This window comes from Marinobacter sediminum, assembly GCF_016820575.1.
Lineage (GTDB): Bacteria > Pseudomonadota > Gammaproteobacteria > Pseudomonadales > Oleiphilaceae > Marinobacter > Marinobacter sediminum.
This window is the reverse complement of record NZ_JAEMQH010000001.1, coordinates 364,208-391,007: the sequence shown is the minus strand read 5'-3', so window position 1 is coordinate 391,007 and position 26,800 is coordinate 364,208. Positions and strand designations below refer to the sequence as shown.

At 59.2% G+C, this 26,800-nt stretch carries 20 protein-coding genes; 13 read left to right on the top strand and 7 right to left on the bottom strand.

Annotated features, from left to right (window positions below):
• Nucleotides 1–2: 2 nt before the first annotated feature.
• Both FGO67_RS01755 and pdsR read right to left on the bottom strand, forming a co-directional pair.
• On the bottom strand, nucleotides 3–2,066 hold the full coding sequence (locus FGO67_RS01755) for an ATP-binding protein (RefSeq protein ID WP_203299020.1): 2,064 nt from the start codon (nucleotides 2,064–2,066) through the stop codon (nucleotides 3–5).
• 3 nt (nucleotides 2,067–2,069) lie between these two features.
• The gene (gene pdsR / locus FGO67_RS01750; protein WP_203299019.1) at nucleotides 2,070–2,771 is read right to left on the bottom strand and encodes a proteobacterial dedicated sortase system response regulator; all 702 of its coding nucleotides are present in this window, start codon (nucleotides 2,769–2,771) and stop codon (nucleotides 2,070–2,072) included.
• 203 nt (nucleotides 2,772–2,974) lie between these two features.
• On the opposite strand from pdsR, the gene FGO67_RS01745 reads away from it, so the two are divergent.
• From FGO67_RS01745 to FGO67_RS01725, 5 genes are all read left to right on the top strand, one after another.
• On the top strand, nucleotides 2,975–5,089 hold the full coding sequence (locus FGO67_RS01745; RefSeq protein WP_203299018.1) for a marine proteobacterial sortase target protein: 2,115 nt from the start codon (nucleotides 2,975–2,977) through the stop codon (nucleotides 5,087–5,089).
• Entirely contained in the window at nucleotides 5,086–5,688 is a 603-nt protein-coding gene (locus tag FGO67_RS01740; protein WP_203299017.1) for a class GN sortase, read from the top strand. The genes FGO67_RS01745 and FGO67_RS01740 overlap by 4 nt, the downstream gene beginning before the upstream one ends.
• Before the next feature lie 48 nt (nucleotides 5,689–5,736).
• Nucleotides 5,737–6,435, top strand: a complete 699-nt coding sequence (locus tag FGO67_RS01735; protein ID WP_203299016.1) for a lysophospholipid acyltransferase family protein — start codon at nucleotides 5,737–5,739, stop codon at nucleotides 6,433–6,435.
• A 114-nt stretch (nucleotides 6,436–6,549) separates the two neighbouring features.
• Complete coding sequence (locus FGO67_RS01730; protein ID WP_041339979.1) at nucleotides 6,550–6,792, top strand: GlsB/YeaQ/YmgE family stress response membrane protein; 243 nt, start codon at nucleotides 6,550–6,552, stop codon at nucleotides 6,790–6,792.
• A 2-nt stretch (nucleotides 6,793–6,794) separates the two neighbouring features.
• Complete coding sequence (locus FGO67_RS01725; protein WP_138439907.1) at nucleotides 6,795–7,196, top strand: MAPEG family protein; 402 nt, start codon at nucleotides 6,795–6,797, stop codon at nucleotides 7,194–7,196.
• 58 nt (nucleotides 7,197–7,254) lie between these two features.
• On the opposite strand, the gene FGO67_RS01720 is transcribed toward FGO67_RS01725, so the two are convergent.
• On the bottom strand, nucleotides 7,255–7,701 hold the full coding sequence (locus FGO67_RS01720; RefSeq protein WP_203299015.1) for an OmpA family protein: 447 nt from the start codon (nucleotides 7,699–7,701) through the stop codon (nucleotides 7,255–7,257).
• 308 nt (nucleotides 7,702–8,009) lie between these two features.
• On the opposite strand from FGO67_RS01720, the gene FGO67_RS01715 reads away from it, so the two are divergent.
• Complete coding sequence (locus FGO67_RS01715; protein ID WP_203299014.1) at nucleotides 8,010–9,458, top strand: rhomboid family intramembrane serine protease; 1,449 nt, start codon at nucleotides 8,010–8,012, stop codon at nucleotides 9,456–9,458.
• A 199-nt stretch (nucleotides 9,459–9,657) separates the two neighbouring features.
• Here FGO67_RS01715 and FGO67_RS01710 read toward each other — a convergent pair whose 3' ends face one another.
• The gene (locus tag FGO67_RS01710; protein ID WP_203299013.1) at nucleotides 9,658–11,112 is read right to left on the bottom strand and encodes a hypothetical protein; all 1,455 of its coding nucleotides are present in this window, start codon (nucleotides 11,110–11,112) and stop codon (nucleotides 9,658–9,660) included.
• Between the two features lie 145 nt (nucleotides 11,113–11,257).
• Between FGO67_RS01710 and FGO67_RS01705 the strand changes: the two genes are divergently transcribed.
• Together FGO67_RS01705 and acnA are read left to right on the top strand one after the other, a co-directional pair.
• Nucleotides 11,258–13,081: an ABC transporter ATP-binding protein gene (locus FGO67_RS01705; RefSeq protein ID WP_203299012.1), complete on the top strand. Its 1,824-nt coding sequence runs from the start codon at nucleotides 11,258–11,260 to the stop codon at nucleotides 13,079–13,081.
• Between the two features lie 159 nt (nucleotides 13,082–13,240).
• The gene (gene acnA, locus FGO67_RS01700) at nucleotides 13,241–15,985 is read left to right on the top strand and encodes an aconitate hydratase AcnA (RefSeq protein WP_203299011.1); all 2,745 of its coding nucleotides are present in this window, start codon (nucleotides 13,241–13,243) and stop codon (nucleotides 15,983–15,985) included.
• Nucleotides 15,986–16,046: 61 nt separating this feature from the next.
• Here acnA and FGO67_RS01695 read toward each other — a convergent pair whose 3' ends face one another.
• Genes FGO67_RS01695 through FGO67_RS01685 form a run of 3 tightly spaced genes read right to left on the bottom strand, consistent with a single transcriptional unit; the run spans nucleotide 16,047 to nucleotide 22,619 of the window.
• Entirely contained in the window at nucleotides 16,047–17,993 is a 1,947-nt protein-coding gene (locus FGO67_RS01695) for a sensor histidine kinase (protein ID WP_203299010.1), read from the bottom strand.
• Entirely contained in the window at nucleotides 17,990–20,836 is a 2,847-nt protein-coding gene (locus FGO67_RS01690) for a PAS domain S-box protein (RefSeq protein ID WP_203299009.1), read from the bottom strand. The genes FGO67_RS01695 and FGO67_RS01690 overlap by 4 nt, the downstream gene beginning before the upstream one ends.
• 7 nt (nucleotides 20,837–20,843) lie before the next feature.
• Complete coding sequence (locus FGO67_RS01685; RefSeq protein ID WP_203299008.1) at nucleotides 20,844–22,619, bottom strand: ATP-binding protein; 1,776 nt, start codon at nucleotides 22,617–22,619, stop codon at nucleotides 20,844–20,846.
• A gap of 95 nt (nucleotides 22,620–22,714) precedes the next feature.
• On the opposite strand from FGO67_RS01685, the gene FGO67_RS01680 reads away from it, so the two are divergent.
• The 5 genes from FGO67_RS01680 to FGO67_RS01660 all read left to right on the top strand — a co-directional run bounded on the left by FGO67_RS01680 (nucleotide 22,715) and on the right by FGO67_RS01660 (nucleotide 26,772).
• Nucleotides 22,715–24,388: a diguanylate cyclase gene (locus tag FGO67_RS01680; RefSeq protein ID WP_203299007.1), complete on the top strand. Its 1,674-nt coding sequence runs from the start codon at nucleotides 22,715–22,717 to the stop codon at nucleotides 24,386–24,388.
• A 3-nt stretch (nucleotides 24,389–24,391) separates the two neighbouring features.
• Complete coding sequence (locus FGO67_RS01675; RefSeq protein WP_203299006.1) at nucleotides 24,392–25,588, top strand: response regulator; 1,197 nt, start codon at nucleotides 24,392–24,394, stop codon at nucleotides 25,586–25,588.
• Entirely contained in the window at nucleotides 25,563–25,976 is a 414-nt protein-coding gene (locus FGO67_RS01670; RefSeq protein WP_203299005.1) for a response regulator, read from the top strand. Before FGO67_RS01675 ends, FGO67_RS01670 begins: the two co-directional genes overlap by 26 nt.
• Nucleotides 25,977–26,064: 88 nt before the next feature.
• Nucleotides 26,065–26,385: a DUF2288 domain-containing protein gene (locus FGO67_RS01665; RefSeq protein ID WP_203299004.1), complete on the top strand. Its 321-nt coding sequence runs from the start codon at nucleotides 26,065–26,067 to the stop codon at nucleotides 26,383–26,385.
• A 15-nt stretch (nucleotides 26,386–26,400) separates the two neighbouring features.
• On the top strand, nucleotides 26,401–26,772 hold the full coding sequence (locus FGO67_RS01660; RefSeq protein WP_203299003.1) for a PA4575 family protein: 372 nt from the start codon (nucleotides 26,401–26,403) through the stop codon (nucleotides 26,770–26,772).
• The last annotated feature ends 28 nt before the right edge of the window (nucleotides 26,773–26,800 follow it).

The window sequence follows — 26,800 nt, the reverse complement described above, 5'->3', positions numbered from 1 at the left end:
CCTCAGCCGTTCGGGGGCAGGGTGACGCGGAACCGGGCGCCATCCACGCCGCCTTCGGCGGCATTGGCCGCGTCTACGTTCGCGCCATGGAAATCGGCGATCAGGCGGACAATCAGCAGGCCCTGCCCGAGGTGGCCTTCCTCGCGTCCGTCGCGCAGGGAAACGAACGGGTCAAAGATGTCGGTGCCAGTATTGTTCGGCAGTGCCGATCCTTCATTGAACACGGTCAGGCACAGGCCGTCCGGCTGCGAGGCCAGGGCCACCTGAATCAGCCCACCCTCGGGGGTAAAGTCCCGGGCGTTATCCACCAGTTTGTCCAGCAGTTGCACGATCAGTTCCGGTGAGCCGGTCATGGCCAGCCCTTGTTCCGGGCCGACGTACTGAATCCGGTGGCTTGGGTCCAAGCCCTGATAGGCGGCGGTGGCCTGGGCCGCAACCTCGGCCAGATCGAAGGGCTCCTTGTCGGCGTGATCAAAGCTCTGTTCCAGCCGGGCCGCTTCACTCATGCCGTTCAGGATCTGGCGCAAGCGATCGGTGGCGTCCGAGGCTCGGCGCAGGTACTGCGTCCGCTCAGCTTCCGATTCGCTGTGGCTGAGGTTCTCAAGCGATGAACGCACCACTGCGACCGGGGTTTTCAGCTCGTGGGACAGGCGCCGGGAAAAGCTCTCCAGATAGCGGTTGTAACCATGCAGGCGATCCACCATCTGGCTGAAATGGCGTTGCAGTTGCCCGAGTTCATCGTTGGCTTTGGCGGGTGGCAGGTTGCCGATAATTCGGCCATCGTCGTCAACACTGGCACTGACCGCCCGCTGTAGCCTCGTGATGCGCCAGGACAACCAGCTGGCATAGCCCAGCAGCACCAGGGTCAGGCCAACGATAATCAGGGTGCTGCGGGCAATGACCGAGCCCAGGGCAGAGCCGGATAGGGTTAGCAATTGGTCCAGGGACTGCTCGAGGATCAGAGTGCGGCCGCCAAACACCGGTTCGCTGGTCAGCAGCCAGATGCTGCCATCGCTGTGTCGGACCAGGCCTTCCGACGGTTGCGCCTCCGGGATTAATTTGTGGCCGTCGCCGGGCGCTTGAGCCGGCTCAGGCTGATAGAACCGGATCAGCGCCCGCAGGGCATTGAGGCTGATTTGCTCGGTCACTTCCAGCGGACTGAGCTGGTCAAATTCCGGCCGGGTATGCTCCGCGCTGACCTGCTGTTGAGCTCGCACCCAGCCAGCCGGCTCAAGTACCCTCACCCGCTGGCCGGGGTTGAGGCGCGGCTCCAGTTGCCGTTCCAGTGCCTGGTTCGGACGCACCAGCATGGGCAGCGGTTCTGTTGTCGTGTTCACGCCGACTTGTTCATACTGAACGGTCCAGCGGGCACCAAAACCAAGCCGGCTGCCTGCCGGCGGTGCCGGCATCTGGAGTTCCAGTTGCCACCCTGAACGCGTGGATTGCCAGCTCCCCGTTACCCGGTAGTCGGGGCGCTTACTGGCTTTTCCAGATTCACCATCCCCTCCATTTAGCGCGTAGAACGTGCCGGGTGCGGTGGTGCGGATCAGCCAGGTTTGCTGCTCGACAGCCTTATCGACGGTATCCGCAGGTGACTGCAGCCAGAGCAAAAGGCGGTCGTGGGGCGCGTCGGGATTGCCCGGGTCGTACAGCACCGGTTGCCGGTTGCTGATGCGAATCAGCAGGTACAGGTGGCGGCCATCCGAAGCAGCCTGCCAGGTCAGGGCGGGCTGGCTGGTTTCCGCTTCGCCACTGATTGGCGCTGAGACTGGACTTTCCTCATTCGCTGCACCTTCCTCGTAGCCGGGCCAGTCGTCCGGGTAGCCATCCAGATTCAGCGAGCGGTACAGGGTGTCGACGTAAATGGCGGGCTCATCGGAGGTTACCGGTGATTGACCAATAAGCGCGTCGCCGGCGGTTTCAGCCAGCCGTTTGGCCTGCATCCGAAGCTGCTCGCCGGCCTGCTGGCGTAGGGCGTCGTCCAGTTCCAGCACAAACTGCAGACCCGCCCATGGAATGAACAGCATGAGCAGGCTGGCAACCAGAAGCTGCCGCTTCAGGGTCAAGGCTCAGACCTCATGGGCGTTCCAGCGATAACCCATGCCATAGGCGGTCTGGATGCCGTTAAACCGGTTGTCCACCTGGATGAACTTGCGGCGAATCCGCTTGATGTGGGAGGTCACTGTGTTGTCGTCGAGCACGGTGCTGGCGGCTTCCATCAGCTGATCGCGGCTGCGCACATGGCCGGGATGCCGCACCAGCGAGTGCAACATCCAGAACTCGGTTACGGTCAGGTCCAGCGGCTGGTCGTCCCAGGCCACGGTCATCCGGTCGAGGTTCAGGGTCAGGCGCCCCCGCTCCAGCACTTCATCGGGCTTCTGCAGGGCTTCAGTCCAGGCCTCGGCTCGCCGTAACAGCGCGGTCACCCGGGCCAGCAGATGCTCCATGCTCATGTCTTTGGTGACGTAATCGTCGGCGCCCAGGCGCAGGCCGTGCACCGAATCGATGTCACTGTCCCGGGCAGTCAGGAAAATAATCGGCAGGGTCTTGGAGTGCGCGCGAAGGTCCTGGCACAGGGCAAAGCCCCCTTCCGGCTCCTCGCCCAGGCCGACATCAATAATGGCAATATCCGGCAACTCCTGGCGCAGCACCTGCCAGGCCGATGGCCGGTCGCCGAAGGCCGACACCTGGTAACCGCGGCGTTCGAACGCGACCCGGTAATTGTCGCGAATGGCAGGCTCGTCTTCGATCAGAACAATGTGCTTCTTCATGGTCACGACAGTCTGGTTACGGTCTGATTAATAGGGGAACTGTTATTTAAACATTTGCAGGCATCGGCACAAGGCTGTCACCGATGGTTGCCACAATTGATCATTATTTGCGGCCGGAATGCCCGGTTCTGCCACCTCTTATACCCGCGGGATTGCTGAAATGCTGACACCTCGACCAAGCATGCAGCGAAAAGGATCCCGACATGATGCTCTCCACCGGATTGCTCAAATTAACACCCACGCGCACCGACAGCCAGCGTCGCCGGGCCCGGCGCTTTGCCGAAGGCGTCAGCTTGTGGCTGGCGGTCCTGCTGATGCTGTTTGTCCATCCGCTTTATGCCGAGGCGGATCAGCGCCAGCCGGACAGTGCCGGTGTGCTGCACTTCGTGGACGCCACCGGCCGCTGGCAGCAGCCGGCCATCGTTCTGGACAGTGAGTTTGATATTGAGGTCAGTGGCCTGCTGGCGGAAACCAAGCTGTCGCGACGGTTTCGCAATACCAGCGATGACTGGCGCGAGGGCGTGTTTGTGTTTCCGTTGCCGGAGAAAGCCAGTGTCTATGGGCTGACCATGACCGTGGGTGAGCGCACTATCGTTGGCGAGGTGCAGCCGAAAGCGGAGGCTCGCAAGACCTATGAAAACGCCCGTTCCGCCGGGCAGAGTGCCGCCAACGTCGAGCAGCAGCGGCCAAACCTTTTCACCGCCCGGGTGGCCAACATCCCCCCGGGCGAGACTATAGGTGTTGAGCTTCAATATCAGCAACCGGTGCACTACCACGCGGGGCAGTTTGAGTTGCGGGTGCCCACCACTCTGATGCCGCGGTACATGCCCGGACAGCCGCTGGCAGAACAGCCCCGGGAATGGCACGGCGGCTGGGCGCTGCCGTCGACCCAGGTGCCGGATGCCGATGCCATCAGCCCGTTTACGGTCCAGGCGGATGAGGTTGCCGCCACCAGTCATCGAGCGGATATCCGGATGACCATTGATGCCGGATTACCGTTGGCCCGGGTTACCAGTCCGTCCCATCCGTTGCAGACGAGCTTCGATGGTCAGGCGGTTCAGGTGCAGTCTGAGCAGATACTGATGGACCGGGATTTTGTGATGCGCTGGCAGCCATTGGCCGGGCGGGAGCCAACGGCGGCGGTATTTCACCAGCGCTGGCGGGAGGACGATTACCTGCTAACCATGATCGTGCCTGGGGTGAATGAGGCCCAGGTGCTGCCACGGGATCTAGTGTTCGTGATTGACACCTCCGGCTCCATGGCCGGGGAATCCATTCGCCAGGCCCGGTCGGCACTCCAGCAGGGGCTCGCGACCCTGACCCCGGACGACCGCTTTAACGTTATCCGCTTCAACAGCCAGACCCATGCATTGTTCATGCAACCGGAGGCGGCCACCGCCAACAACCTGGCGCGGGCCCGACGGTATGTTGCTAATTTGCAGGCCGATGGCGGCACCGAGATGGCCCCGGCGCTGGAGCGGGCGCTGGCTAGCTCCGCCAGCGCTGGCGAAAACGCCGGCGAGCGGGTGCGCCAGGTGGTGTTTATTACCGACGGTGCGGTTGGTAATGAAGCCGCCCTGTTTGCCCAGATACGCCAGCAGCTTGGCAGCCAGCGTCTGTTTACAGTCGGCATTGGCTCGGCTCCCAACATGCACTTCATGCGTGAAGCGGCACGTTGGGGCCGCGGCCTGTACACCGCCATTCAGGACCCGGCTGATGTCAGTGGGCCTTTGCAGCGCCTGTTCTCCGCTATGGAAGCACCGGTGTTGACCGATGTCCGGGTGCAGTGGCCGGAGCAAAGCGGCAAGGTTGAACGCTTCCCCGCCCGCACCGGTGATCTGTTCCGGGGTGAGCCGCTGATACAAGTGGTTCGCGGCACCGCACCGTCGGGTGTGGTGAAGGTCTCTGGCCAGTTGCCCGGTGGTCGGCGCTGGGTACAATCGCTGGATGCGCAGCAAGCGGCGCCGGGACGTGGTTTGAATCGCCAGTGGGCCAGGCAGAAAATCGACCACCTGCTGGATAGTGCGCGTGTGGAAGGCAGCGAGCCAAACAAGGCGCGGGTGACCGAGCTGGCGGTGGAGCACAGCCTAATGTCGCCCTACACCAGCTTTGTCGCGGTGGATGATGAGCCGGCCCGGCCGAGCGGGGAAACCGCTGAAACCGAGCACCTACCCACGTTGTTACCCGCGGGTGCTCAGGACGGCATGTTGCGTTACCCCCAGACCGCAACGCTGGCCCCGTTGTTTAGCGCCCTGGGCCTGATTGGACTGATGTTTACCCTGGCCTTCGGATTGTTACGGCGGAGGGCCACCTCATGAGCCGTCTGTTGCTGTTGCTGCTGACATCGTCCGCGACTTTGCTGGTGTTCGGACTGTGGATTCCCCTCAAGGCGGTGGTTGCCCAGGAACTGCTGGAGCTGGCCTGGGCCGAGAGCCAGGCCCGGCAGATCGAAACCCGGCCCTGGCCCTGGGCCGACACCTGGCCGGTAGCCCGGTTAACCGTGCCGGAACTGGGCGACTCGATGATTGTGCTGGCGGGTGGTCATGGCGAGAGCCTGGCATTTGGACCGGGACAACTGCTGGGCGCGGAGGGCAGTCGGGGCCCGGTGATCATTGCCGGTCACCGCGATACCCATTTTGATCAGCTACAGTATCTGAAGACCGGCAGCGAACTGCGGTTGCAGGACCGGGCGGGTGGCTGGCGCCATTACCGGGTTCAGGCCACGCGGATTGTCGACAGCAGATCGGAGCAGATTGATACCCGGGCACTGGCCGACGATGCCTTGATTCTGGTGACCTGTTATCCGTTTGACGGCATGGACGCCCGTGGTCCCCTGCGGTATGTGGTGGAGGCCCGTGCCGAGGTACCGCTAAAACGTAACCAACTGGAACCAATGGATACTGTTGCCGGAATTTGAGGTTAGCGTACACTTGTGCGCCAAAGTTTGGCGATAGAGTTGGATGTCATGGGAGCGTTAAGAAAATTCCTGGCCTGGGTGAGCGTACCGGTTATCTGCCTGTTTGCACTGGTGCTGTATCTGGCCCGGCCGTTTAACCCGGACAACAACCGGTTATTGGCAAAAGTGGTGGCCCGAGTGGGCCGGGCTCTGCTGGGCATGGAGCGGCCACTCGAAGGTCATGAAAACATGCCCTCCGATCGTCCGACCGTGGTGCTTGCCAATCATCAGCACAATGACGACCTGTTCGTGATGGGCGACCTGCTGCCACCGCGCACAGTCACGGTTGGTAAGTCATCGCTGGTGTGGATTCCCTTTTTTGGCCAGGTATTCTGGCTCGGTGGCAACGTGATCCTCAATCGCGCCCGCTCGCACAAGGCCGTTGCGGTGATGCAGGCTACCAGCGAAGCCATTGTTCGCGACCAAAAGAGTCTGTGGGTGTTTCCCGAAGGCACCCGCAGCCAGGGCCGCGGCCTGCAGAAATTCAAGAAAGGCGCCTTCCACGCCGCCGTTGCCTCCGGCGCACCCATTACCCTGGTCTGTGCCCGCCAATACCAGGATAAAATCCTGGGTTGGCGCGGTCAGCGCGAGCCGGTGCCCGTTCGTATCCTGCCACCCATCGAAACGGCCGGGATGACCACCGCAGACATTCCCGAGCTGATGGCCCGATGCCATAAGCTGATGGCCGAGGCTATCGCTGATCTGTAGCCATTCTGTATTTGTCCCCCACTGACCTGTGGAAGTTCTTGAAGCGCCTGGGTAAACAGGGCAGGCTTTGCGGGTCTGAAAAATTGTTGAACGAACTTCACGGAGAGGCAAACCATGAATCTGATTCTGTTTTTGATAATCGGCGGTGTTGCTGGCTGGCTGGCCGGGCTGATCATGAAAGGCCGTGGTTTTGGGGTGCTGGCCAATGTCGGTATTGGTATCGTCGGCTCGGTGATCGGCGGCTTCGTGTTCCGTCTGCTCGGTCTAGCGGCTCAGGGCGCGGTTGGCGAGCTGGTAACGGCAACGGTGGGGGCGGTCCTGCTGCTGGCCATTGTTAGCCAGATCAAGAAGGGCTGACCATGATCGTACCCGTAACCGGAGTGTTTGCCGCGGTCATTGGCATTCTTTTGCTGGTGCTGTCGGTTCAGGTGGTGAAGTTCCGCCTCAAGTTCAAGAAGGGCATTGGCGTAACCGAAGACCGCGATTTTCAGGCGGCGGTCCGGGCCCACGGTAATCTGGTGGAATACGCTCCCATTGCTCTGATTATGCTGGGTATTGCTGAGTTGAACGGTGTTGCCACCGGCCTGGTTTACTGGACCGGCATGGTGTTGGTGGTCGGCCGTATCCTGCATGCCTGGGGCATGTTGAATGGCCGGGGCGGCACCCACTGGGCGCGCTTTCTGGGCATTATCATGACCTGGCTGGCCATTCTGTTCACGGCCGTGCTGCTGTTGTGGAATGTCTGGAAGGTATACGGCTGAGTTACTCAGGCCGGCATCAAAAAAGGGGGCTTGCGAGCCCCCTTTTTTTGAGCCGATGTTAGCCCTGTAACGCCTGGTCCATATCCTGGGTCAGGTATTCCAGCTCCACCCGGCGATTGGCCGCGTGGTCTTCCAGGGTTGCCAGTGGCCGGGTTGAGCCCCAGCCGGTCAGTAGGATCTGGTTCTCGGCTACCCCTTCGTGCATCAGTAGCCTGGCGACGGCGTTGGCCCGAAGCCGGGACAGAAACTGGTTGTAATCCTCAGCGCCAAAATTGTCGGAGTGACCGTGAATGCGCACCCGGACACCCGGGTATTGCCGCAGATAGGTGGCATGCTGCTGCAAAATGGCGACGTCGGTATCGTCCAGCGCATGCTTATTGAAGCCGTAATGAAACTTCATCCGGTGCGGACGCCTGGTATCGGTGGCAAGGGCAGCGGCTGTGAAACCGGACGCCATGGCGGCCTTGGCGATCAGCTCTGGGTTATCCAAAACGAGTACGGTCATTGGCAATTTCCTTGATTCCAGTATCCGGTTTTTCTTGTTAGTCCGGCTCACTATTCGTTGGCGCAGGACTAACGGCAATTGGCGAAAGGTCGATAAGCGTTTGCACGGCAGCCCTGATGGCCTGATTAGATGGTATTTCTGTGACCCTTGCATGACAGGGCGCCAGCTAATCCATGGCATTGGTCATCGTTGCTGGAGTGCATTCGTGACGCCTTACCGCTTAAAAGACATTACAACGCGAAAAGAAGGCCTTACTGTGGTAAAAAAACAGGTTTTCAGGGACAGATTGTGATGAATTGTGACCGCCCATGCTGATAATCCCCGCCGAGAACACCGTTAACTGGAAGCGCCCGCCCTGGATCACCCTCGGCCTGATGCTGACCTGCCTGCTGGTTTTCCTGTTTTATCAGGGTGGGGACAGCCGGAAGATCGAACAAGCGGTGGGTCAGTACCTGAATTCCGACCTGCGATCCCTTGAGGCCCCGGCCTACGAGGATTACCTCCAGCGCCAGATCCGCTTCGAAGGTGCCGAGGACAGGGTCCATGAGCTGCAGCAGTTCCAGGAGCTGCGCGAGGGCGACGAGCCCTTCTGGTTGGCGGTGAGCCTGCTGATGGACCGGGAATTCTACCGCTACCTGCAGAACAACCAGCAAGTGATCTGGGCGCCGGCCGATCGGGCTCGCTGGGCCGAGCAGCGGCTTCCCATCGAAGAGAACTTCATCCAGAAACTCAGTTCCTTCCAGCTTGGCCTGGTGCCGGCTGAAATCTCTCTCTACAACTTGATTACCTACCAGTTCCTGCACGGCGGCTGGGGTCACATCATCGGCAACCTGGTGTTTTTGTTCCTGCTGGGCTTCACCGTGGAAAAGGCCCTCGGGGCCGGGCGCTTCCTAGTGGCCTATCTGATCTGCGGGGCCTTGTCCGGTCTGATGTTCACGGCATTTTCCGCGGGCAGTTACGTTCCCCTGGTTGGTGCATCTGGCTCCATCTCCGGCCTGATGGGGATGTACGTGGCCATCTATGGCCTGCAGAAAATCCGGTTCTTCTACTTTCTCGGGGTGTATTTCAATTATTTCCGGGCTCCGGCCCTGGCCATGCTGCCGGTCTGGCTGGGCAAGGAGATCTACGATTACTGGTTTGCCGGGGCTACCGGTATTGCCTACATGGCGCACGCCGGCGGCCTGGTTGCTGGCGCCGGCCTGGTGTGGATGCTTGGTCGCAGCTGGCTGCAGGTGCGGGAAGAGTTTTTCGAGCCCGAGGAAGACGAGCAGGATGCCCGCTTCACCAGTGGCTACGCCCAGGCCATGGCCAGCCTGGGCCGCATGGAGTTCGAGTTGGCCCACCATCAGTTTGTAGCCTTGAGGGAGCATTATCCGGACCGGCCCATTCTGCTTGAGCACCTGTACCAGTTGGCCAAGTTACGCCCGGATTTGCCGGAGTACCGGGACCGAACCCGGGAGTTGATGAACGACGCGCTGGCCCGGCGCCAGCCGGAGCAGGTGATTGAGATCTGGCAGGAATTCCTCGGCAAAGGCGAGAGTCACCAGCCCCTGGATGCCGAAGACCACAACCGGGTGCTGTTCACCAGTCTGAAACAGCACGATCTGAAGGCCGCCGAAAAAGCCTTTGAGCGCCTGCGCGGTACTGGCGATCAGCTGCTTACGTCAGAGGCCTGCCGGTTGCTGGTGGAGGAATTCGAGAAGTTACAGATGGAGCCGAAGGCACGGCACTACCGGCAGTTGTTGAACGCGAACTGAATGATTGCTGGGTAGTCGGGCGGGCTTGTTCCGAAACCGTGCGGAGCCATGGGTAAAGAGCGAAGCTCTTTACGGACGGGCCAAGGACGGCCCGTTCAGGACTCTCAGTGCGACGCAGGAGCAGTTAGCGCTGAGAGGCGGAGCCGAGCGTACATGGATGTATTCACAGCGTGTTTCGGAACAAGCCCGCCCGGCTAGCCTACTCCTGAACTGCGAAGGTCGCCTTCGGCCCCTTGAGCGGCTCGCGCTTTTCGGCCTGCTCCAGGTAGGTGCCAATCTGTTTGTGCAGCGGATCGTTCCCGCAGCGTTTCTGGATAAAGGTCAGGAACGCCGTCGCTTTTTCCCACTGATTCATTCCGTTTGCCAGCGCCTTGGCGACCAGCAGGTAGGCCTGCGCGAGCTGATCGCTGTCCGGGAAGCGTTTGTGGAAGTCCTGTAGCAGGCGCAAAACGGGTTTGTACTGGCCGCGGTGGTACAGCGCTCGGGCGCAGCGCACCGACAGTTCAGGGTCGTCGAGCCGGAACTGGGGTTCGGCGGTTTGCAGGGTGTCCAGCAGCGCCGCCATGCTATCACCGTCGTTGCGATCGGCCAGCCAGGCCAGCAATCGGGGGTGATAGCGGTACAGCTCCGAGACGTCGTTGCGGGCGGTCAGCAGCTGATGCAGCTGGCCGAGGCGCTGGCTGTTGTCCCGGTCACGCTTCAGGGCTTCTTTCAGCATGGACTGAACCCGGTCGTAGTTGCCGTCTTTCAGATTCATGTCGATGTCCGCATCAAAGCGAGCACTGCGATCACGGTGGTGGCTGTCCTGCTGCTCCAACCCGTCTTGCAGGTCTGAGGCAAAACCCAGCTCCTCTTGATACTGGAACAGCAGGTAACCCAGCATGTGGAACAGGATCAGAGTGAAGGTACTGTTCAAGAAGCCGGCCAGCGGCTGAGACACCCAGAACGGGAAGTGATTAACGGCAAAATCCTGGGCGGCCCCCGAGGCCAGGGTCAGCAGGATCAGGTAACCGTACAACAGGAAATAGGGGCTGCCGATCCGGGAGATCAGCATGGCCAGGTTCATCGGGTTGACGGCAGCGCCCACCGAGCGCTCCATGGCCAGCACCATGATACTGGCCGGCAGCGCCAGCACCACGAACGCCAGCGTCAGCATCATCAATAGCGGCCCGCCCAGCATGCCGGCAGAAGCGACCAGGCCGCCCATCAGCACAAACACCAGAAACTGCAGTAGTACGATGCTGAAGCCACTGCCGCTGAACGCCACGGAAACCGGGGGCGGTTTCAAGTGGCCCTCGGCCGTGTGGTTGATTACCGCGTAGGTGTACTTGAACAGGGCCAAGGCCAGCAGCACCCAGATCACAATGCCTATGAGATTGGCGGGGGCGACAATGGGAACCAGGGTGCAGATGGCAATGACCATCAGCGGATCGCTGTGGAACGGGTACCGGAAAAATGCGCCGATGCGGTTCCAGAAGGGCACCACCTCGGTGGCGGCGCCCAGGTAACGCATGGCCTTGCTGCACTGCGGGCAGAGTGCCCGGCGCTGGCGGGTGTCGGCATCGGGCATACAGCGGGTGCAGTAATGCATCTGGCACTCGGAGCAGTGCCACTTGGCCGGGTCGCCGGGGTGGTAATGGCAGTCGTGTTTCACAGCGGGTTTTGTTCCTGGTCCGTCAGAAAAAGCGTCGGTCAATCATGACAGAACTGATCGGCAATCGCAGCAATCCCGTGACACGGTAGACTGATGGCTGGTCGCCATCGTATCGATCTTGATAGGCACTCAGTCCGGAGGATTTTTGAACCCGCACCATCACCCCAGTCAGACCGCCGATCAGGACGAAGGTCAGCGCAAATACCAGTGGCGCGATGTTTTTCAGCTGGCGCTGAAGCATAAGCCTCGCCTGTTAAAGGCCAATGGCCTGGCAATCATGGCGACCCTTATGAGTGTGCCCGTGCCCCTGCTGTTGCCGGTGCTGGTGGATGAGGTGCTACTGGAAGAGAGCGGGCCGGTGCTGCCGGTGATGGACCAGGTCTTGCCGGAGGCCTGGCAGCAGCCGCTGGTGTATATCGGTGTGATGGTGCTGGTGGCCTTCGGCCTGAGGCTGGCGGCGTTATCGTTCAATGTTCTGCAATCCCGGGAATTTTCCAAGGTTTCCAAAGATGTGGTGTTCCGGATCCGGTCGCGCTTGCTCGGCCGTTTGCAGCGTGTGGCGATGTCCGAGTACGAGACTCGTGGCGCGGGTGGCATCAGCAGCCACTTCATCACCGATCTGGACACCATAGACCAGTTCCTGGGCACCACCATCAGTCGTTTCCTGGTGGCCAGCCTGACCGTGACCGGCACCGCCATGGTGTTGTTGTGGGTGCATTGGCAGCTGGCCCTGCTGATTCTGCTGTTTAATCCACTGGTGATATTTTCCACTATCCTGATCGGCAAGCGGGTCAAGGATCTGAAGTGCCGGGAGAACGAGGCCTACGAGGAATTCCAGGGCGATCTGACCGAAACCCTCGATGCCATTCACCAGCTCCGGGCGGCGAACCGGGAAAAGCACTACCTGCGTCACTTGATTGATCGGGCAAGGACGGTCCGGGATCACGCCATCCAGTTTGAATGGCGCAGCGACGCCGCCACCCGGGCCAGCTTTGCGCTGTTCCAGTTCGGCGTCGATGTCTTCCGTGGCGCAGCCATGGTTACGGTGCTGTTCAGCGATCTGAGCATCGGCATGATGTTCGCCATTTTCGGCTACCTCTGGTTCATGCTGACTCCGGTGCAGGAGATGCTGAACATGCAGTACGCCTGGTTTGCCGCCAATGCTGCCCTGGGCCGGATAAACCGGTTGCTGGAGCTGAAGGAGGAACCGCGTTATCCGGCCCTGGAAAACCCCTTCCGGGAACGGCACACGGTCAGTCTCACACTCAGGGACATACACTTCAGTTACGACGACGAGGCCGTGCTGCGGGGCATCAACCTACGCCTGGAGCCGGGTGAAAAAGTCGCCGTGGTCGGTACCAGTGGCGGTGGCAAGTCGACCCTGGTGCAGGTCATTCTGGGTATGTACACGCCCCAGCGCGGGGAGATCCTGATTGATGACGTACCGGTGCAGAGAATCGGCCTGCCCTGCCTTCGGGAACACGTGGCCACGGTGCTGCAGCATCCGGCCTTGTTCAATGACACCGTGCGCCAAAACCTCACCCTGGGGCGGGAGAAAACTGACACCGAGCTCTGGCAGGCATTGCAGATTGCCCAGCTGGACAAGACGGTGGCGGACATGCCCCTTCGGCTCGACACCATGGTCGGGCGGCAGGGCGTGCGGTTGTCCGGCGGTCAGCGCCAGCGGTTGGCCATTGCCCGGATGATTCTGTCGGACCCCTCCCTCGTGATTCTCGACGAAGCCACCTCGGCGCTGGATGCCGAGACTGAGTACCAGCTGCACCGGGATCTGGAAGCCTTCCTGAGCCAGCGCACCACGCTGATCATTGCTCACCGGCTCAGCGCCGTGAAGCAGGCGGACCGGGTCTATGTCTTTGAGGACGGACGGATTATCGAAGAAGGCCATCACGATGAGCTGATCCGGCAAGACGGACTGTATGCTCAACTGTACGGCGAACGGCAATTGTAGGTATCTTGGAGCAATGCCAAGGCGTTGCTCTAATGGCACTACTGCAAGGGCACTATTCAGCGGGCGAATGTCGAACATTCAGGGGTCCGCGGTTGAACTCTGTTTAATCGGTGCAATAGTTATCGCAACAGCCGGAATACGACGCAAAGGAGGCAGACCATGTCGAACGATAGCCTGAACACCTTGTCCAGCCTGGAAGCGGGAGGCAAGACCTACCACTACTACAGCCTGCCGAAGGCGGCTGACACCCTCGGGGATATTAACCGCCTGCCATTCTCACTGAAAGTTCTGCTGGAGAACCTGCTCCGTAACGAGGATGGCGCTACGGTCGATCGCAGTCACATTGATGCCATGGTGCAGTGGCTGAAGGACCGCGGCTCCGACACCGAAATCCAATTTCGTCCGGCCCGGGTGCTGATGCAGGACTTCACCGGCGTGCCCGGCGTGGTGGATCTGGCCGCCATGCGCGAAGCGGTCAAGAAAGCCGGCAAGGATCCCGCTATGATCAACCCGCTATCGCCGGTGGATCTGGTGATCGACCACTCGGTGATGGTCGACAAGTTTGGCGATGCCTCGTCGTTCAAGGACAACGTCGCCATCGAGATGGAGCGTAACCAGGAGCGCTACGAGTTCCTGCGTTGGGGGCAGCAGGCGTTCGACAATTTCCGGGTGGTACCCCCGGGCACCGGGATCTGTCACCAGGTCAACCTGGAGTATCTTGGTAAGACCGTGTGGTCAAAAGACCAGGACGGGAAAACCTTTGCCTACCCGGACACCCTGGTCGGAACCGACTCCCACACCACAATGATTAACGGCCTGGGCATTCTCGGTTGGGGTGTCGGCGGTATTGAGGCGGAAGCGGCCATGCTTGGTCAGCCGGTGTCGATGCTGATTCCGGAAGTGGTGGGCTTCAAGGTCAGTGGCAAGCTGCGCGAAGGCATTACCGCTACCGACCTGGTGCTGACTGTCACCGAAATGCTGCGCAAGAAAGGCGTAGTGGGTAAGTTCGTCGAGTTCTATGGCGATGGTTTGAAAGACATGCCCGTGGCGGATCGAGCCACCATCGCCAACATGGCGCCGGAGTACGGCGCTACCTGTGGTTTCTTCCCGGTGGACGAGCAAACGCTGACCTATATGCGCCTGACCGGGCGCGATGATGCCCAGATCGAGCTGGTGGAAGCCTACGCCAAGGCCCAGGGCCTCTGGCGCGAGCCAGGTCATGAACCGGTTTACACCGACACCCTGGCGTTGGATATGGGCGAGGTCGAAGCCAGCCTGGCCGGGCCGAAGCGCCCGCAGGACCGGGTTGCCTTGAAGAATATGAAGGGGTCGTTCGAGCTGTTGATGGAAACCGCTGAGGGACCGGCCGAAACCCGGGAAAACAAGCTGGATTCCGAAGGGGGCCAGACCGCGGTCGGTATCCACGACAGCTACGAGCATGCTGCCAGCCAGCCCCTGGAGATGGATGGTGAAACATCCCGTCTCGATCCGGGAGCGGTGGTTATTGCCGCGATCACCTCTTGTACCAACACGTCCAACCCGAGCGTCATGATGGCCGCGGGCCTGATCGCCCAGAAGGCGGTCGCCAAGGGCCTGAAAACCCAGCCCTGGGTGAAAACCTCGCTGGCACCTGGCTCGAAAGTGGTGACTGATTACCTGAAAGTCGCCGGCCTGGATGATGATCTCGACAAGCTGGGCTTCAACCTGGTGGGCTACGGCTGCACCACCTGCATCGGCAATTCCGGGCCACTGCCCGAGGCGGTGGAAAAGGCTATTGCCGATGGCGACCTGACCGTGGCCTCGGTCCTGTCCGGTAACCGCAACTTCGAGGGTCGGGTGCATCCACTGGTGAAGACTAACTGGCTGGCATCGCCACCCCTGGTAGTTGCCTATGCTCTGGCCGGCAACGTCCGGCTGGATCTCTCCAAGGACCCCCTGGGCGTCGGTTCGGACGGCAACCCGGTGTATCTGAAGGACCTGTGGCCAAGCCAGCAGGAAATTTCCGAAGCCGTGGAAAAAGTGAAGACCGACATGTTCCGTAAGGAATACGGGGAAGTGTTCGATGGCGATGCCACCTGGCAGGCGATCAAGTTCCCGGAGAGCAAGGTCTATGAGTGGTCCGGCAAGTCCACGTACATCCAGCACCCACCGTTCTTTGAGGGAATGGGCGAAGAGCCCGATGCCATTGACGACATCAAGGATGCCAATATCCTGGCGTTGTTGGGGGATTCGGTCACTACTGACCACATCTCGCCGGCGGGCTCGTTCAAAGCCGATACACCGGCCGGTAAGTATCTGCAGGAACACGGTGTGGCACCGAAAGACTTCAACTCTTACGGCTCCCGCCGGGGCAATCACGAGGTCATGATGCGGGGCACCTTTGCCAACGTGCGCATCCGCAACGAGATGCTTGATGGCGTTGAGGGCGGTTTTACCCGCCATGTGCCCAGCGGTGAGGAAATGCCGATCTACGATGCGGCCATGAAGTACCAGGAATCCGGTACACCACTGGTGGTCATTGCCGGCAAGGAATACGGCACTGGCTCAAGCCGTGACTGGGCTGCCAAAGGCACGCGTCTGTTGGGGGTAAAAGCGGTGGTGGCGGAATCCTACGAGCGGATTCACCGGTCCAACCTGATTGGCATGGGTGTCATGCCGCTGCAGTTCCCCGAGGGCACGGATCGCAAGAGCCTGAAGCTCACCGGAGAGGAAACCATCAGCATCGAGGGCTTGTCGGGTGACATCAAGCCGGGCCAGACCCTGACCATGACGGTGACCTACAAGGACGGTTCAACTGCGAGCTGTGATCTGAAGTCGCGTATCGATACCGCCAACGAGGCGGTGTACTTCAAGCATGGCGGCATCCTGCACTACGTGGTGCGTGAGATGCTCAAGTCGGCGTAAGCTCTTGGCCCGGCAGGTCAGGCCTGCCGGGCTCTTTTAGCTCAATAGCTTTACCCGGTACTCAATCCAACGCCTGCGCGACGGTGCTACGGGCAATGGGAAGTTCCAGCCAAAACAGCGCACCTTCGCCTGGCGTCGAGGCATAATCCACCGTGCCTTTCATGTTCAGCATCAGCTCGCGGGTAATGGCCAGGCCCAGCCCGGTGCCCCCGTTTGCCCGCCGATCCGAGGCATCCGCCTGGGAGAATTTCTGGAAGATCCGCTCCCTGAATTCCGGGGAAATGCCCTCGCCATGATCGCGAATGCACAGCCTGACGCAGCCTTCGTGGGATTCCGTGAAGATGTCGACCCGTGAATTCTTGGGGGAAAACTTTATGGCGTTGGACAAGAGGTTGGTGACCGCCTGCTGGAAGCGATGCTGATCGACCTGCACGTGGACATCCTGCATGTGGCCGATGTTGATCCTGACATCGAGATCCCGGGCGTAGGGCTCCATGTTTTCCACGCATTCCTGGATCAATTGGCGCAAGGGGTATTCGTCGAGCACGAAAGGCATTTTGCCGGCGGCCAGCTTTTCGATATCCAGCAGGTCATTGATCAATAGTGCCAACTGGCGACTGTTGCGATGGGCGATGTTCGCCAGTTTGGAGGCTTTCTCCGGCAGCTGGCCTACGGCGTTGTTGGCGAGAAGGCCCAGCGAGCCGGAAATGGAAGTCAGGGGGGTGCGCAGTTCGTGGCTGACGGTAGAGATGAATTCGTTTTTCAGGCGGTCTGCTTTCTTCTGGGCGGATATATCCTCGGTAATCAGCCAGACAACGGAATCGCTGTCATGGGTTTCCAGCCGCAGACCCTGCAGCATAATAGGTTTCAGGGTCTGGTCCGGCCCCGGCAGGTACCCCTCCACACCACTGAAGCTGACATCGTTTTCCAGGCGCTTCTGAATGCCCAGGCCGCCCGGAATCGGCTGACCGTGCTGATCGAATCCGCGTTCGAAAAAATGTAGCGATCGGGCCAGGTTGCCGAAGCATTGGTCGAACGCTCGGTTTGATCGCAGCAATGTCTTTCGGTGCCTGCCGTAGAGCGCGATGCCAATAGGTGCCTGTTCGAACAGGCCCCAGAAACGACGCTGCATTTCCCGGTCTTTCAGCATCAGGCTGGTGAGCCAGAAGGTGACACCGGTTACCAGCAGCACCATGACAATGAGTAGACCGCGCGTCAACAGGGGCGCCTCGGGGTGGTCAGGCCACCCTTGTGTCGGCTCAGCGAATAGGGTCCAGCGGGTTCCGGGCATGTTCATGGTCGAGGCGACCGGAGCTTGCCAGTCGGTGGTGGCTTCGCCCAGGAAAATGTCAGCCTGGTCCAGTGGATTGTCCGATCTGGACAGGGCAAATCTCATGCTGTCCTTTATGGGTAGGATGCCAGCGGCCTGGTACATTCGCTCCAGATCCAATATCACGGAAATCACGCCCCAGAAGTCACCGGAATCGCGTTCGAAAATCGGGATACGCCCGGCCAGACCCTGGCCGCCCTGAACCAGACTGATGGGCCCGGAGTAGACGGCCTGCGAGGTCTCCTCGAGTAATTGCTGGATTTGCATGGGGGGCAGACTGCCCTGGCTGAGGTCCAAACCTAAGGCAGCCTCGTTGCCTTCCAGAGGATAGATGTGGCGGATGACGAAGTCGGGCGCCAGACCAATATTTCGCAGTTGCGGTGCCAACTGAAAAATGACTGAGGCGAGATCGCGGAATCGCTCATCGTCAATATCGGGCTCGACCGCGACATTGGCTGCCAGACCCCAGACGGTCTGGATGTTCTGGATGATGGTGCTTTGCAGGTTAAGGCTGCGTTCGTCCAGTTGTATTTGCCACTGCTGACGGACATCGGTCCGATGATTAGCTGTGCCCGCTGCATCCAGCAGCAATGATACCGCGACCATCAGCATCAAGATGGCCAACCGGGATGCCCAGATCAGGACAAAGAACCGAGAGTCGCGGCTATCCGCCTTCATGCAGTGGTGTCCGCCAGAGGCTCACTGGAGGCGGTTTGCAGCCAGAAGGTGGCACCGTCACCCTCAATGGATTCGAAGCCGACTGAACCGCCCATCTGGGTCATGATCTCTCGGGTGATGGCCAGGCCCAGGCCCGTGCCGCCACGGCCCCGGGTATCGGAGCTGTCGGCCTGAGCGAACTTCTGGAAGATTCGAGATCGGAAACTTGCTGGAATGCCTGGACCATTATCTGAAACCTGAATGCGGAAATTGTGACCATCGAAAAGAGTCTCAACCACCACCTCGGAGTGTTCGGGCGAGAATTTGATGGCATTGGACAACAGATTAGCCAAGGCCTGATCGAGGCGGTTGCGGTCAACCAGGATGCGCTGATGTGGATGATGATCCCTGAACCGGATGGATACGCCCCGGTCCACCGCGTAGGTGCGTAAGCGATCAATGCAGTCCTGTATCACAGGGCTGACGGCCTCGGGTTGCATCCTGATCGACATCCGCCCGGAAATCAGTTTTTCCATGTCGAGTAGATCGTCGATCAGACGCTTCAGCTGGTCACTGTTGCGGGCAGCAATGGAAACCATGCGCTCAGCTTTTTCCGGTAGTTGGCCCAGTGCGCCTCCGGCCACCAGCCCGAGGGACCCGGCAATGGAGGTCAGCGGCGTGCGCAGTTCATGGCTGACGGTGGAAATGAACTCGTTCTTCATCCGTTCGACCTTCTTGCGCTCGGAGATATCCTCAATCAGCGACCAGACCAGGGCCCGGCCAGAAGCGTTGGTGATGCGCATGCCTTGAATAACCGCCGGATACACCGAGCCATCGCGGCGAACAATCTCCTGTTCGAGCGGGCCGAAACGCCCGGTGTTTTCCAGTTCTGTCATGACACGGTCACGGACAATGTCGACATCACCTGCGACTAAATCACTGAGGTTGAGCGCCATCAGGTCTTCCCGTTTGTAACCGGTGGGCGTGAGCAAGGCCTGGTTGACGTCGAGGAACGCGTTGGAGTGGTAGTCGTTCAGGGCGATACCGATGGGCGACAACTCGAACAGGCGGCGCAGTTGGTCCTCGCTTTCCTGCAGGGCGAGCTGGATTTTCTTCTTGTCATCGATATCGGTGATGTATCCGTGCCACATGATGCTCTTGTCGGCGAGAAGCTCCGGCGTTGCCCGGCCTTCTATCCAGCGCCAATCGCCTTCACTTCTCACTCGATATTGCTGCTGCCAAACTTCCAGGTTGCGGCCCGAGTTGGCGATGCTCTCCCTGACGGATTGAAAATCGTCGGGGTGGATCTGGCCGAAGCAGGGGGTGGCGTCCTCGGCCACGTCTTCACTGGAGACACCGAAGATGTCTTGGATACCGGGGCTGGCAAATGGGATGGCGGACGAGCCGTCCGGCCAGAGTCGGTACTGATACAGCATGCCGGGAGTCTGTTTGACCAGTTTGGTCAGCATCTGCACGCTCATCCGGCGCTCGATCACGCCGGCAATCCAGCGGGCCAGCAAGGTCACGAAGGTAACCTCGGTTTCGGAAAAGCCCTGAAAACGTGGGGTGGGGGACGAGAAATTCAGGGTGCCAAACAGTTTGTTCTGTAAATAGATGGGGGCGGCGACGTAACTTTCCAGACCAAACTGGTCGTAGCAGCGATGACTTCGGTAGGGGGACCGGGCCATGTGCTCAATAGACAGGCTCTCTTCGCAATCAACGGTGATGGAGCAGTAAGTGTCGCGCAGGGAAAAGCTTTGCCCCGTGCTTAGACCGGAATCCTCTGGCGCATCGAACCATCGAATGGTGTACACGCTGCCGGTGATTTCGCTGACTATGGCCAGGGGCAGGTTCAGGTAATCTGCGCCTAGTTTGAGCGCCTTGCGGATACGGATGTCATCGTCGGTTTCGGGGTCCAGGGCGAGGTCGTTCAGGATGCTCAGGGCCGTGTTCTGCTGCTGCATCTTTTCAAGGTTCGCCATTTCCGCGGTGATATCGGCATGGGTTCCGTACATGCGCAGCGGTTGGCCGTCGGAGGTCCATTCGAAGACCTGGCCCCGGTCGTGCACCCATACCCAATGGCCGTCTTTGTGGCGCATGCGGCACCGGTGGTCGTATTCATCTATTGCCCCGTCAAACAGGGCAGTGAGCAAGCGCTCTGATTCTGCCAGATCTTCCGGGTGCGCCAGATTCTGCCAGGTCTGGATGCTGACCGGTTCCAGTTCCTCCAGGCGATAACCGCAGATCTCTGCCCATCGTTTGTTAAAGACCGTTTCCCCGGTTTGGACGTTCCATTCCCAGGTGCCAACCTTGGTGCCGTCGATGACTGCACGGGCACGACGCTCGCTTCGCTTGAGGTCGGTATAGAATTCCGAGGCGGCCTGAATGTTGATTTCACGCTCGATGCAGTCCGCCAACTCTCTTAGCAAGGCCTGATCTTCGCCGTCGAACCGGCGCGGTTTCCGATCAATCAGGCACATGGTTCCAAGTCGGTATCCCTCGCTGTTGTGCAGGGGCGCGCCGGCGTAGAAGCGGATAGAGGGGGCGTCCTTTACCAGCGGGTTATCGCTGAAACGGTCGTCTTGAAGGGTATCTTCGATGATGAACAGGTCGGAATGAAGAATGGCGTGACCACAAAAGGAAATATCCCGAGGGGTTTCTGGAGCGGCCAGCCCCTGGCAAGACTTGAACCACTGCCGGTTCCGGTCGATCAGGCTGACCAGGGCAATGGGCACATCGAACATCTTGCAGGCCATGCGGGTAAAGCGATCGAAGCGTTCCTCCGGACCTGAATCCAGCAATCCCGACTGGTCGAGGGCAAACTGGCGCGCCAGTTCATTCGACGGCATTTCCGGTGCTTTCATGGTCGACTCAGGCCTCGTTTCCGACAGTGGGTAACTCAATCCAGAAATGAGCACCCTGATCATAGTAGTAGCCCAGGTGACCATTCATGAGGGCGGCGAGCTCCCGGCAAATGGCCAGTCCGAGCCCGGTTCCGGCGGTTGTCTTTGTATTTCCTGTATCCGCTTGGGAAAACCGATCAAACAGGCGCTCGACAAAGGATTCTGGTACACCGTCACCATGGTCTTGAACGACAATTCGTGTGGAGCCTGCGGTTCCTGTCTCGACGAAAACCCTGACTTTTCCATTTGCCGGTGAGAATTTAATAGCATTACTGACGAAATTGTCGAGTATTTGCCGTAATCGATGTGGATCGGTGATCACTTTTTGCCGGGGGTTGCAGTGTGCGCTCAGGACAACGTTGTACTCATCGGCCATGGTTTGATTGTCAAAAACCGTTGATTCGAGAATCGGTAGCAAGGACTCCGGCGCCAATGTGACCGACATCTGTCCCGCAGACAGTTTGCCGAAGTCCAGAAGGTCTGAGATCAAAAGTTGCAACCGAAGGCCATTGCGCAAGGCAAGACTGTTCATGGCCTGGGCTCGCGCGGGCAGATTACCGGTGGCGCCCGAGTCAATCAGACGAAGCGCGCCATTGATAGAGGTCAGTGGCGTGCGCAGCTCATGACTGACGTTAGAGACAAATTGATCCTTCATGGCGCTGATAGTGTCTCTCTCGTCCATCAGATGATTAAAGGCGATGGCCAGGTTGCGAACCTCACTGGCCCCGTCCGGGTCCAGTCGATCTGCCTTGGACGGCGCTCGGACCATTTTGTTGATTTTTCGGGTCATTCGGTCCAGAGGGTTGAGAACAGAACGAGTCAGGAAATAACTGACGAGGGCAATCACCAGTGCGATGCCGAGACTGATCCAGACGAAATGGCTAAATGACTCCTTGGCCGGCGCGGTTGCCCACTCATAAGGTACCGCCCGAACGAATTGCCAGCCTAAGCGTTTCAGGTGGCTGGTGGCGTATATGAGCTCCCGTCCGTCGGGGCCAACAGCATGACCCGATGTGATACCCGAGAGCGCAGCATCGATCAGTTTGTTTTCGCCAGGTGAGGGTAAGGGGGTAATGCCGTTTTGGGCGATAACGCCGCCTTCAATGAACAGAAAGTTTTCACTGTCGATGATCGTGAAGGTCGCTTCGTCATTGGCGATTTCCTCCAGCATTGCGACCGGGACAATGCTGGTTTTACCCAGATTAATCGTGCCGCCTAGTAAGCCTAATAAATCCCCTTCGTCGGACTCTATCGGTGCTAGAAGTGAGAGCAGTGGCACACCGGTCGTGCGACCTATGACGGGCCGACTGATGACCGGTTTGCGGGTTTCCATTACCTGTTGGAAATGCTTTCGATCAGCGTAGTTGGTTCCTATCCGTCCTGGCGTATAAGAATTCTCGAAGATGGCGGTCGCATTGTCATCAAAAACCAGTATTCCGTCTGGAAACAGCGACTTGAGTAATTTTTGTCGTTCCAATTGAGTGGCGATTTCTTCACGGCTCACCAGTTTTTTGCCGTCGCTGAGCAGGCTGGCAGATTCTGACAGCATGTCGAGCTTCAGCTGCAATCGTTGATTCACTTCGGAAGCTATGCGCCGGGTCTCGTAAAGCTGTTGCTCGGTCAGAATATCTTCAAAATCTTCGACCAGAGCGCCATAGGCTACAAACAGCACCGAGCTAACAGTCGCGATGGTTCCCAGCAAGATGATCAGGGCGAGCCGTGATCCGAGTGAAAGTGACGGCACATCAAATTCCTTGTGGCACTTTGGGGTAAATGTTGCTTTGATGTCTGTAGTAGTCTGTCATGAATAATTGATGGAGTAGATTACATTGAAGAGCCATGTCTGAAGAGAATACCTCTGAAGTAGCACGGAAGCTGGAACTTCTCAAGCTGCGTTTCAAGGAAAAAGCGACAAAGGATATCGGGCTGTTGCAACAGACGACTGATCAGTTCCGGGTCGGGCGTTTTGGACCCAATGATGTCGCTGCTGCCTACCATTCTCTGCACCGGCTGGCTGGGTCGGCGGGTACGTTTGGCTATTCGGCCCTGGGTGAGGAAGCCCGTGCACTTGAGATAATGCTGAAGCCGTTGGCGGAAGTCAGTGACGAGGTTGCACCGGAGCAAGTTCAAAATGTCGTTGATGAGGCGTTCGTTTGGCGAGTGACGCGTCTGGTTGATTTCTTGTCGCTGGATCAGGCCGTCGGCCACATAGCCGCTGCTGCATCTGTGCCGGTCAGTGGGGAGATGGCAACAGAATCCTGTGTCCTGATCGTACATTCGGACCCGAACAGAGCCCAGGAGCTGGTTCACGGCCTCGAGCTGCATGGTTTTGTCCCGCTTGCTCTGCCAACCCTCCAGCAAGCCATAGATTACGGCTTGTCAGAGGTTGCCGCCCTGATCGTAGAAGATACGCAGATTCTCCGTGATGGTTGGCAACTGGAGACTGCTTCCGACACGCCACCGGTTATTAGCCTCGGCGCCGGCGATTCGTTCGATGAGCGCTACGCTCTGGCCGAGTGTGGGGTGGATGGTTTCCTGGGTGAACCCGTCGATATTCCGGCGCTTGCCGACTACATGGAGCGGCTGATTACGGAGCGTGAAGAGAGCGGTTCAGGTCGAGTCATGATTGTGGATGACGACCCGGAGCTGCTGGAGCACTACGGTCTGGTGCTGGAAGAGGGCGGACTAGAAGTGTGGCGCGTGAATGATCCCGCCGAGATCCTGAGTGCGCTCTCCGAATTTCGACCAGACATCGTTCTGATGGATGTGCAGATGGGCAAGTACCGTGGCCCCAATCTCGCTCAGATGCTGCGTTTTGAACCCGGCTGGCTGGGATTGCCGATTATTTACCTATCTTCTGAAGACGATCGGGAGTTCCAGGTCGATGCCATGGCGAAGGGCGGCGACGACTTTCTCACCAAACCGGTCTCTGATGACTTCCTGTTGCGGGCTGTCACCGTGCGCTGTTACCGGGCCCGGCAGTTGGACAAGCTGGCGTCTCGCGACAGTCTGACTGGTCTGCTCAAGCATTCATTGGCCAAATCTGAAATCCAGATCGAACATACCCGCTGCCAGCGCCGGGGTGAACAGGCCGTAGTTGCTATGCTGGACCTGGATCATTTCAAGCAGGTGAACGATCGCTTTGGTCATCGAACCGGCGATCTGGTGATCAAGGGACTGGCCAACCTGTTGCGACACCAGCTGCGCAAATCGGATGTGATCGGTCGCTATGGCGGTGAAGAATTTGTGGTCGCGCTCCCGGATTGTTCACTGGAGAATGCCCGCAGGATTATGCAGTCGGTATGCAAAAACATGGCCGGAATAGAATTTCAAAGCGACGGTCAGGAGTTCACGGTCACGTTGAGCGTTGGCATTGTGCCGCTACAGGACTTCCTCACCAGCGACGATGCCATCGATGCTGCCGATCAGGCGCTCTATCGGCAGAAGCAGACAGGCCGTAACGGTGTTTGGGTGGGTGGAGACAAATCAGTACCGGTGAGGACGCTTGGCTAACGCATGGATGCATTGATTGTAGACGATGACGATATAATGGCGGGCCTGCTGGAAACGGTAGTCGCAGGCCTTCATCCCGCCGTCAAGGTGTTTAAGGCGGCAGGCTTTCATGAGGCCCTAACCCTGTGGCAAAAACGGAAGCCAGATCTGCTGATTGTCGATTGGAATCTTCCGGACGGTTCCGGGCTGGACCTCTTGCGCCAGGTTCGTGCCAGCGACAAGGATGTGGCCATCGTTATGATAACCGGTCGTGCCGACCGGGAATCCATTCTCAAAGCTGCGCATTACCGTATTAACGGCTACATCAGTAAACCGTTTCAGGTAGACGTATTGCATCAACGGTTGTTACAAATGATTGGCAAGGAACTTCCCGAGGAGTCGGCCCCGGCTGCTTCGCTGGAGGTCCTTCTGTCAGAAGGTGTGAAGACAGTCATCCAGCTGCCTGTAAACGCCAACGTCGCCAGCATGCTGGAGTTGATGGGGCGCATCGACGATATATCGGCGGCCCAGCTCTCCGAACGCTGGCAGAGCGATCCCGCCTTATGCTCGCGGCTTCTGGACGTTGCTAACCGCTCATCATACCGGCGTACTGGACAGCCGGTGGTCACCGTGCGGGACGCGATAGCCTCCATTGGCGTGCCCATGGCTCTGAACCAGGGGCTCGCGCTGGTTCTGGATGTCAGCGCTGCTTTGTCCTCTGAGCCGCTGGTTTCCTGCGCCTCAGAAGCCCAGAAGCAGGCGGAGGCCGTGGCCCTCGAGGCCCAGCGTGTGGCGCTATCACTGGGTAAACGGTCGTCCCAGTTTTTCACGGCCGGGCTGTTGAGCCGCATTGGCGAGCTTGCGGTACTCAAAGTCATGGACCAGTTCCAGCGGCAGGGCGGCGAGTTGAGTGATGAGCAGGTGTCGCAGGCGCTTAGGGACTGGGCCCAGCCTTATGGCAATAAGTTAAAAATACAGTGGTTTATCCCTGTTGAACTGAGAAACCTCATTGGTGCAGTGCATTACCTCCCGCGGGAAAATGTCACCCAGGAACGGCTGATAATGAGAGCTGGCGCGCTGATTGCCGAAGACGCTGCGCCGGAGTCCGAGCTGGGCAAGATCTTACGTCAGTTAGGATTGGAAAATTGGCACCAGCAATCCAGTGAACACGAGCAGAAGGATGAGGATGATGGGAATGACGGAGACGGAAACCACGCTTGAGCGCATCATGCTGGTGGAAGATGAGGAAGATATTCGTGCAGTAGCAGAGCTTGCGTTGGAAGCGGTGGGTGGTTTCACTCTGACTACCTGTGCTTCTGGCCAGAAGGCGCTGGAAACCCTGGCCGAGTTCAAACCTCAATTGATCGTGCTGGATGTGATGATGCCGGGCATGGATGGGCCGACCACCCTGAAAGCCATCCGTGAGCGTCCCGCTTTTGTCGACACGCCAGCCATCTTTATGACCGCGAAGGTGCAGCCGGAAGAGGTCAATGGCTATCTGTCCCAGGGTGCCGTTGCGGTGATTCCCAAACCGTTTGATCCGATGGCACTGTCGGACAAGATTCGAGACATCTGGAGCAATCTGAAACCGGAACAGCGTTCAGCATAAGGTTCTGATCCGGCCTGCTCTGGTGTCCCGGCTGTCCATTCGGGTAACCTGTACGATTGATCCAGATGGCAATCTTGAGGCTCCGAACATGACGTCAGAATCTTCCAGAGATGAACTGAAGGCAAAACTGAATCTGGAAACTTCCCGCATTCACTGGCACGACCTGCAAACCTACTTTGCCCGTGGCCAGGTGGTCCGGGTTGCTCCGGAGCTTGATCTGCTGGACGTTGCAACGGAGCTAACCGCCGATAACAAGACCCGGTTCGAGCAGTGGATGGCAGATAGCAAGGTGGGTTACGTTCCACCGGCCCTGGCCCAGTCCTGGTACGACAACAACATCGAACTCTGGGCCGTGGTGATCGCGCCCTGGGTGCTGGTGCAGGATCGATCCGATCATGCCCTGCACTGACGCCGCGGATTTGCTGTGAAACTGCATTACTTCCATGGCCGTGAGCCCATCCGGGTGCTGGTGATGATGCGTCAGCAGCAGCGCCTGGAGTTGTTTATCAAACCCCTGGCCGAACAGGCCTGGGGCCTGGTGGTGCTGGCCGGGCCTGACCAGGGACGGCCGGAACGCCAACAGTGCCAAGGGCCCTGGAAAACTCTGGCGCAAGCCGAGTCGGCACTGCGTCGAACGGCCGGCGCCCTGATGGGCAATGGCTATGAAGCCCGCCCCTCCGATTACGTGGTCTGGTCGGTGACCGCCCAGAGGCTGTCGCGGACCATTCAGCCTGACCAGGTCAGTCGGGCCAGCACCGAATTGCTGGACCCTGACCAGTTCGAACCTCTCGTCTAGAAACACACTCCCTTTACGCCTTTCCGAG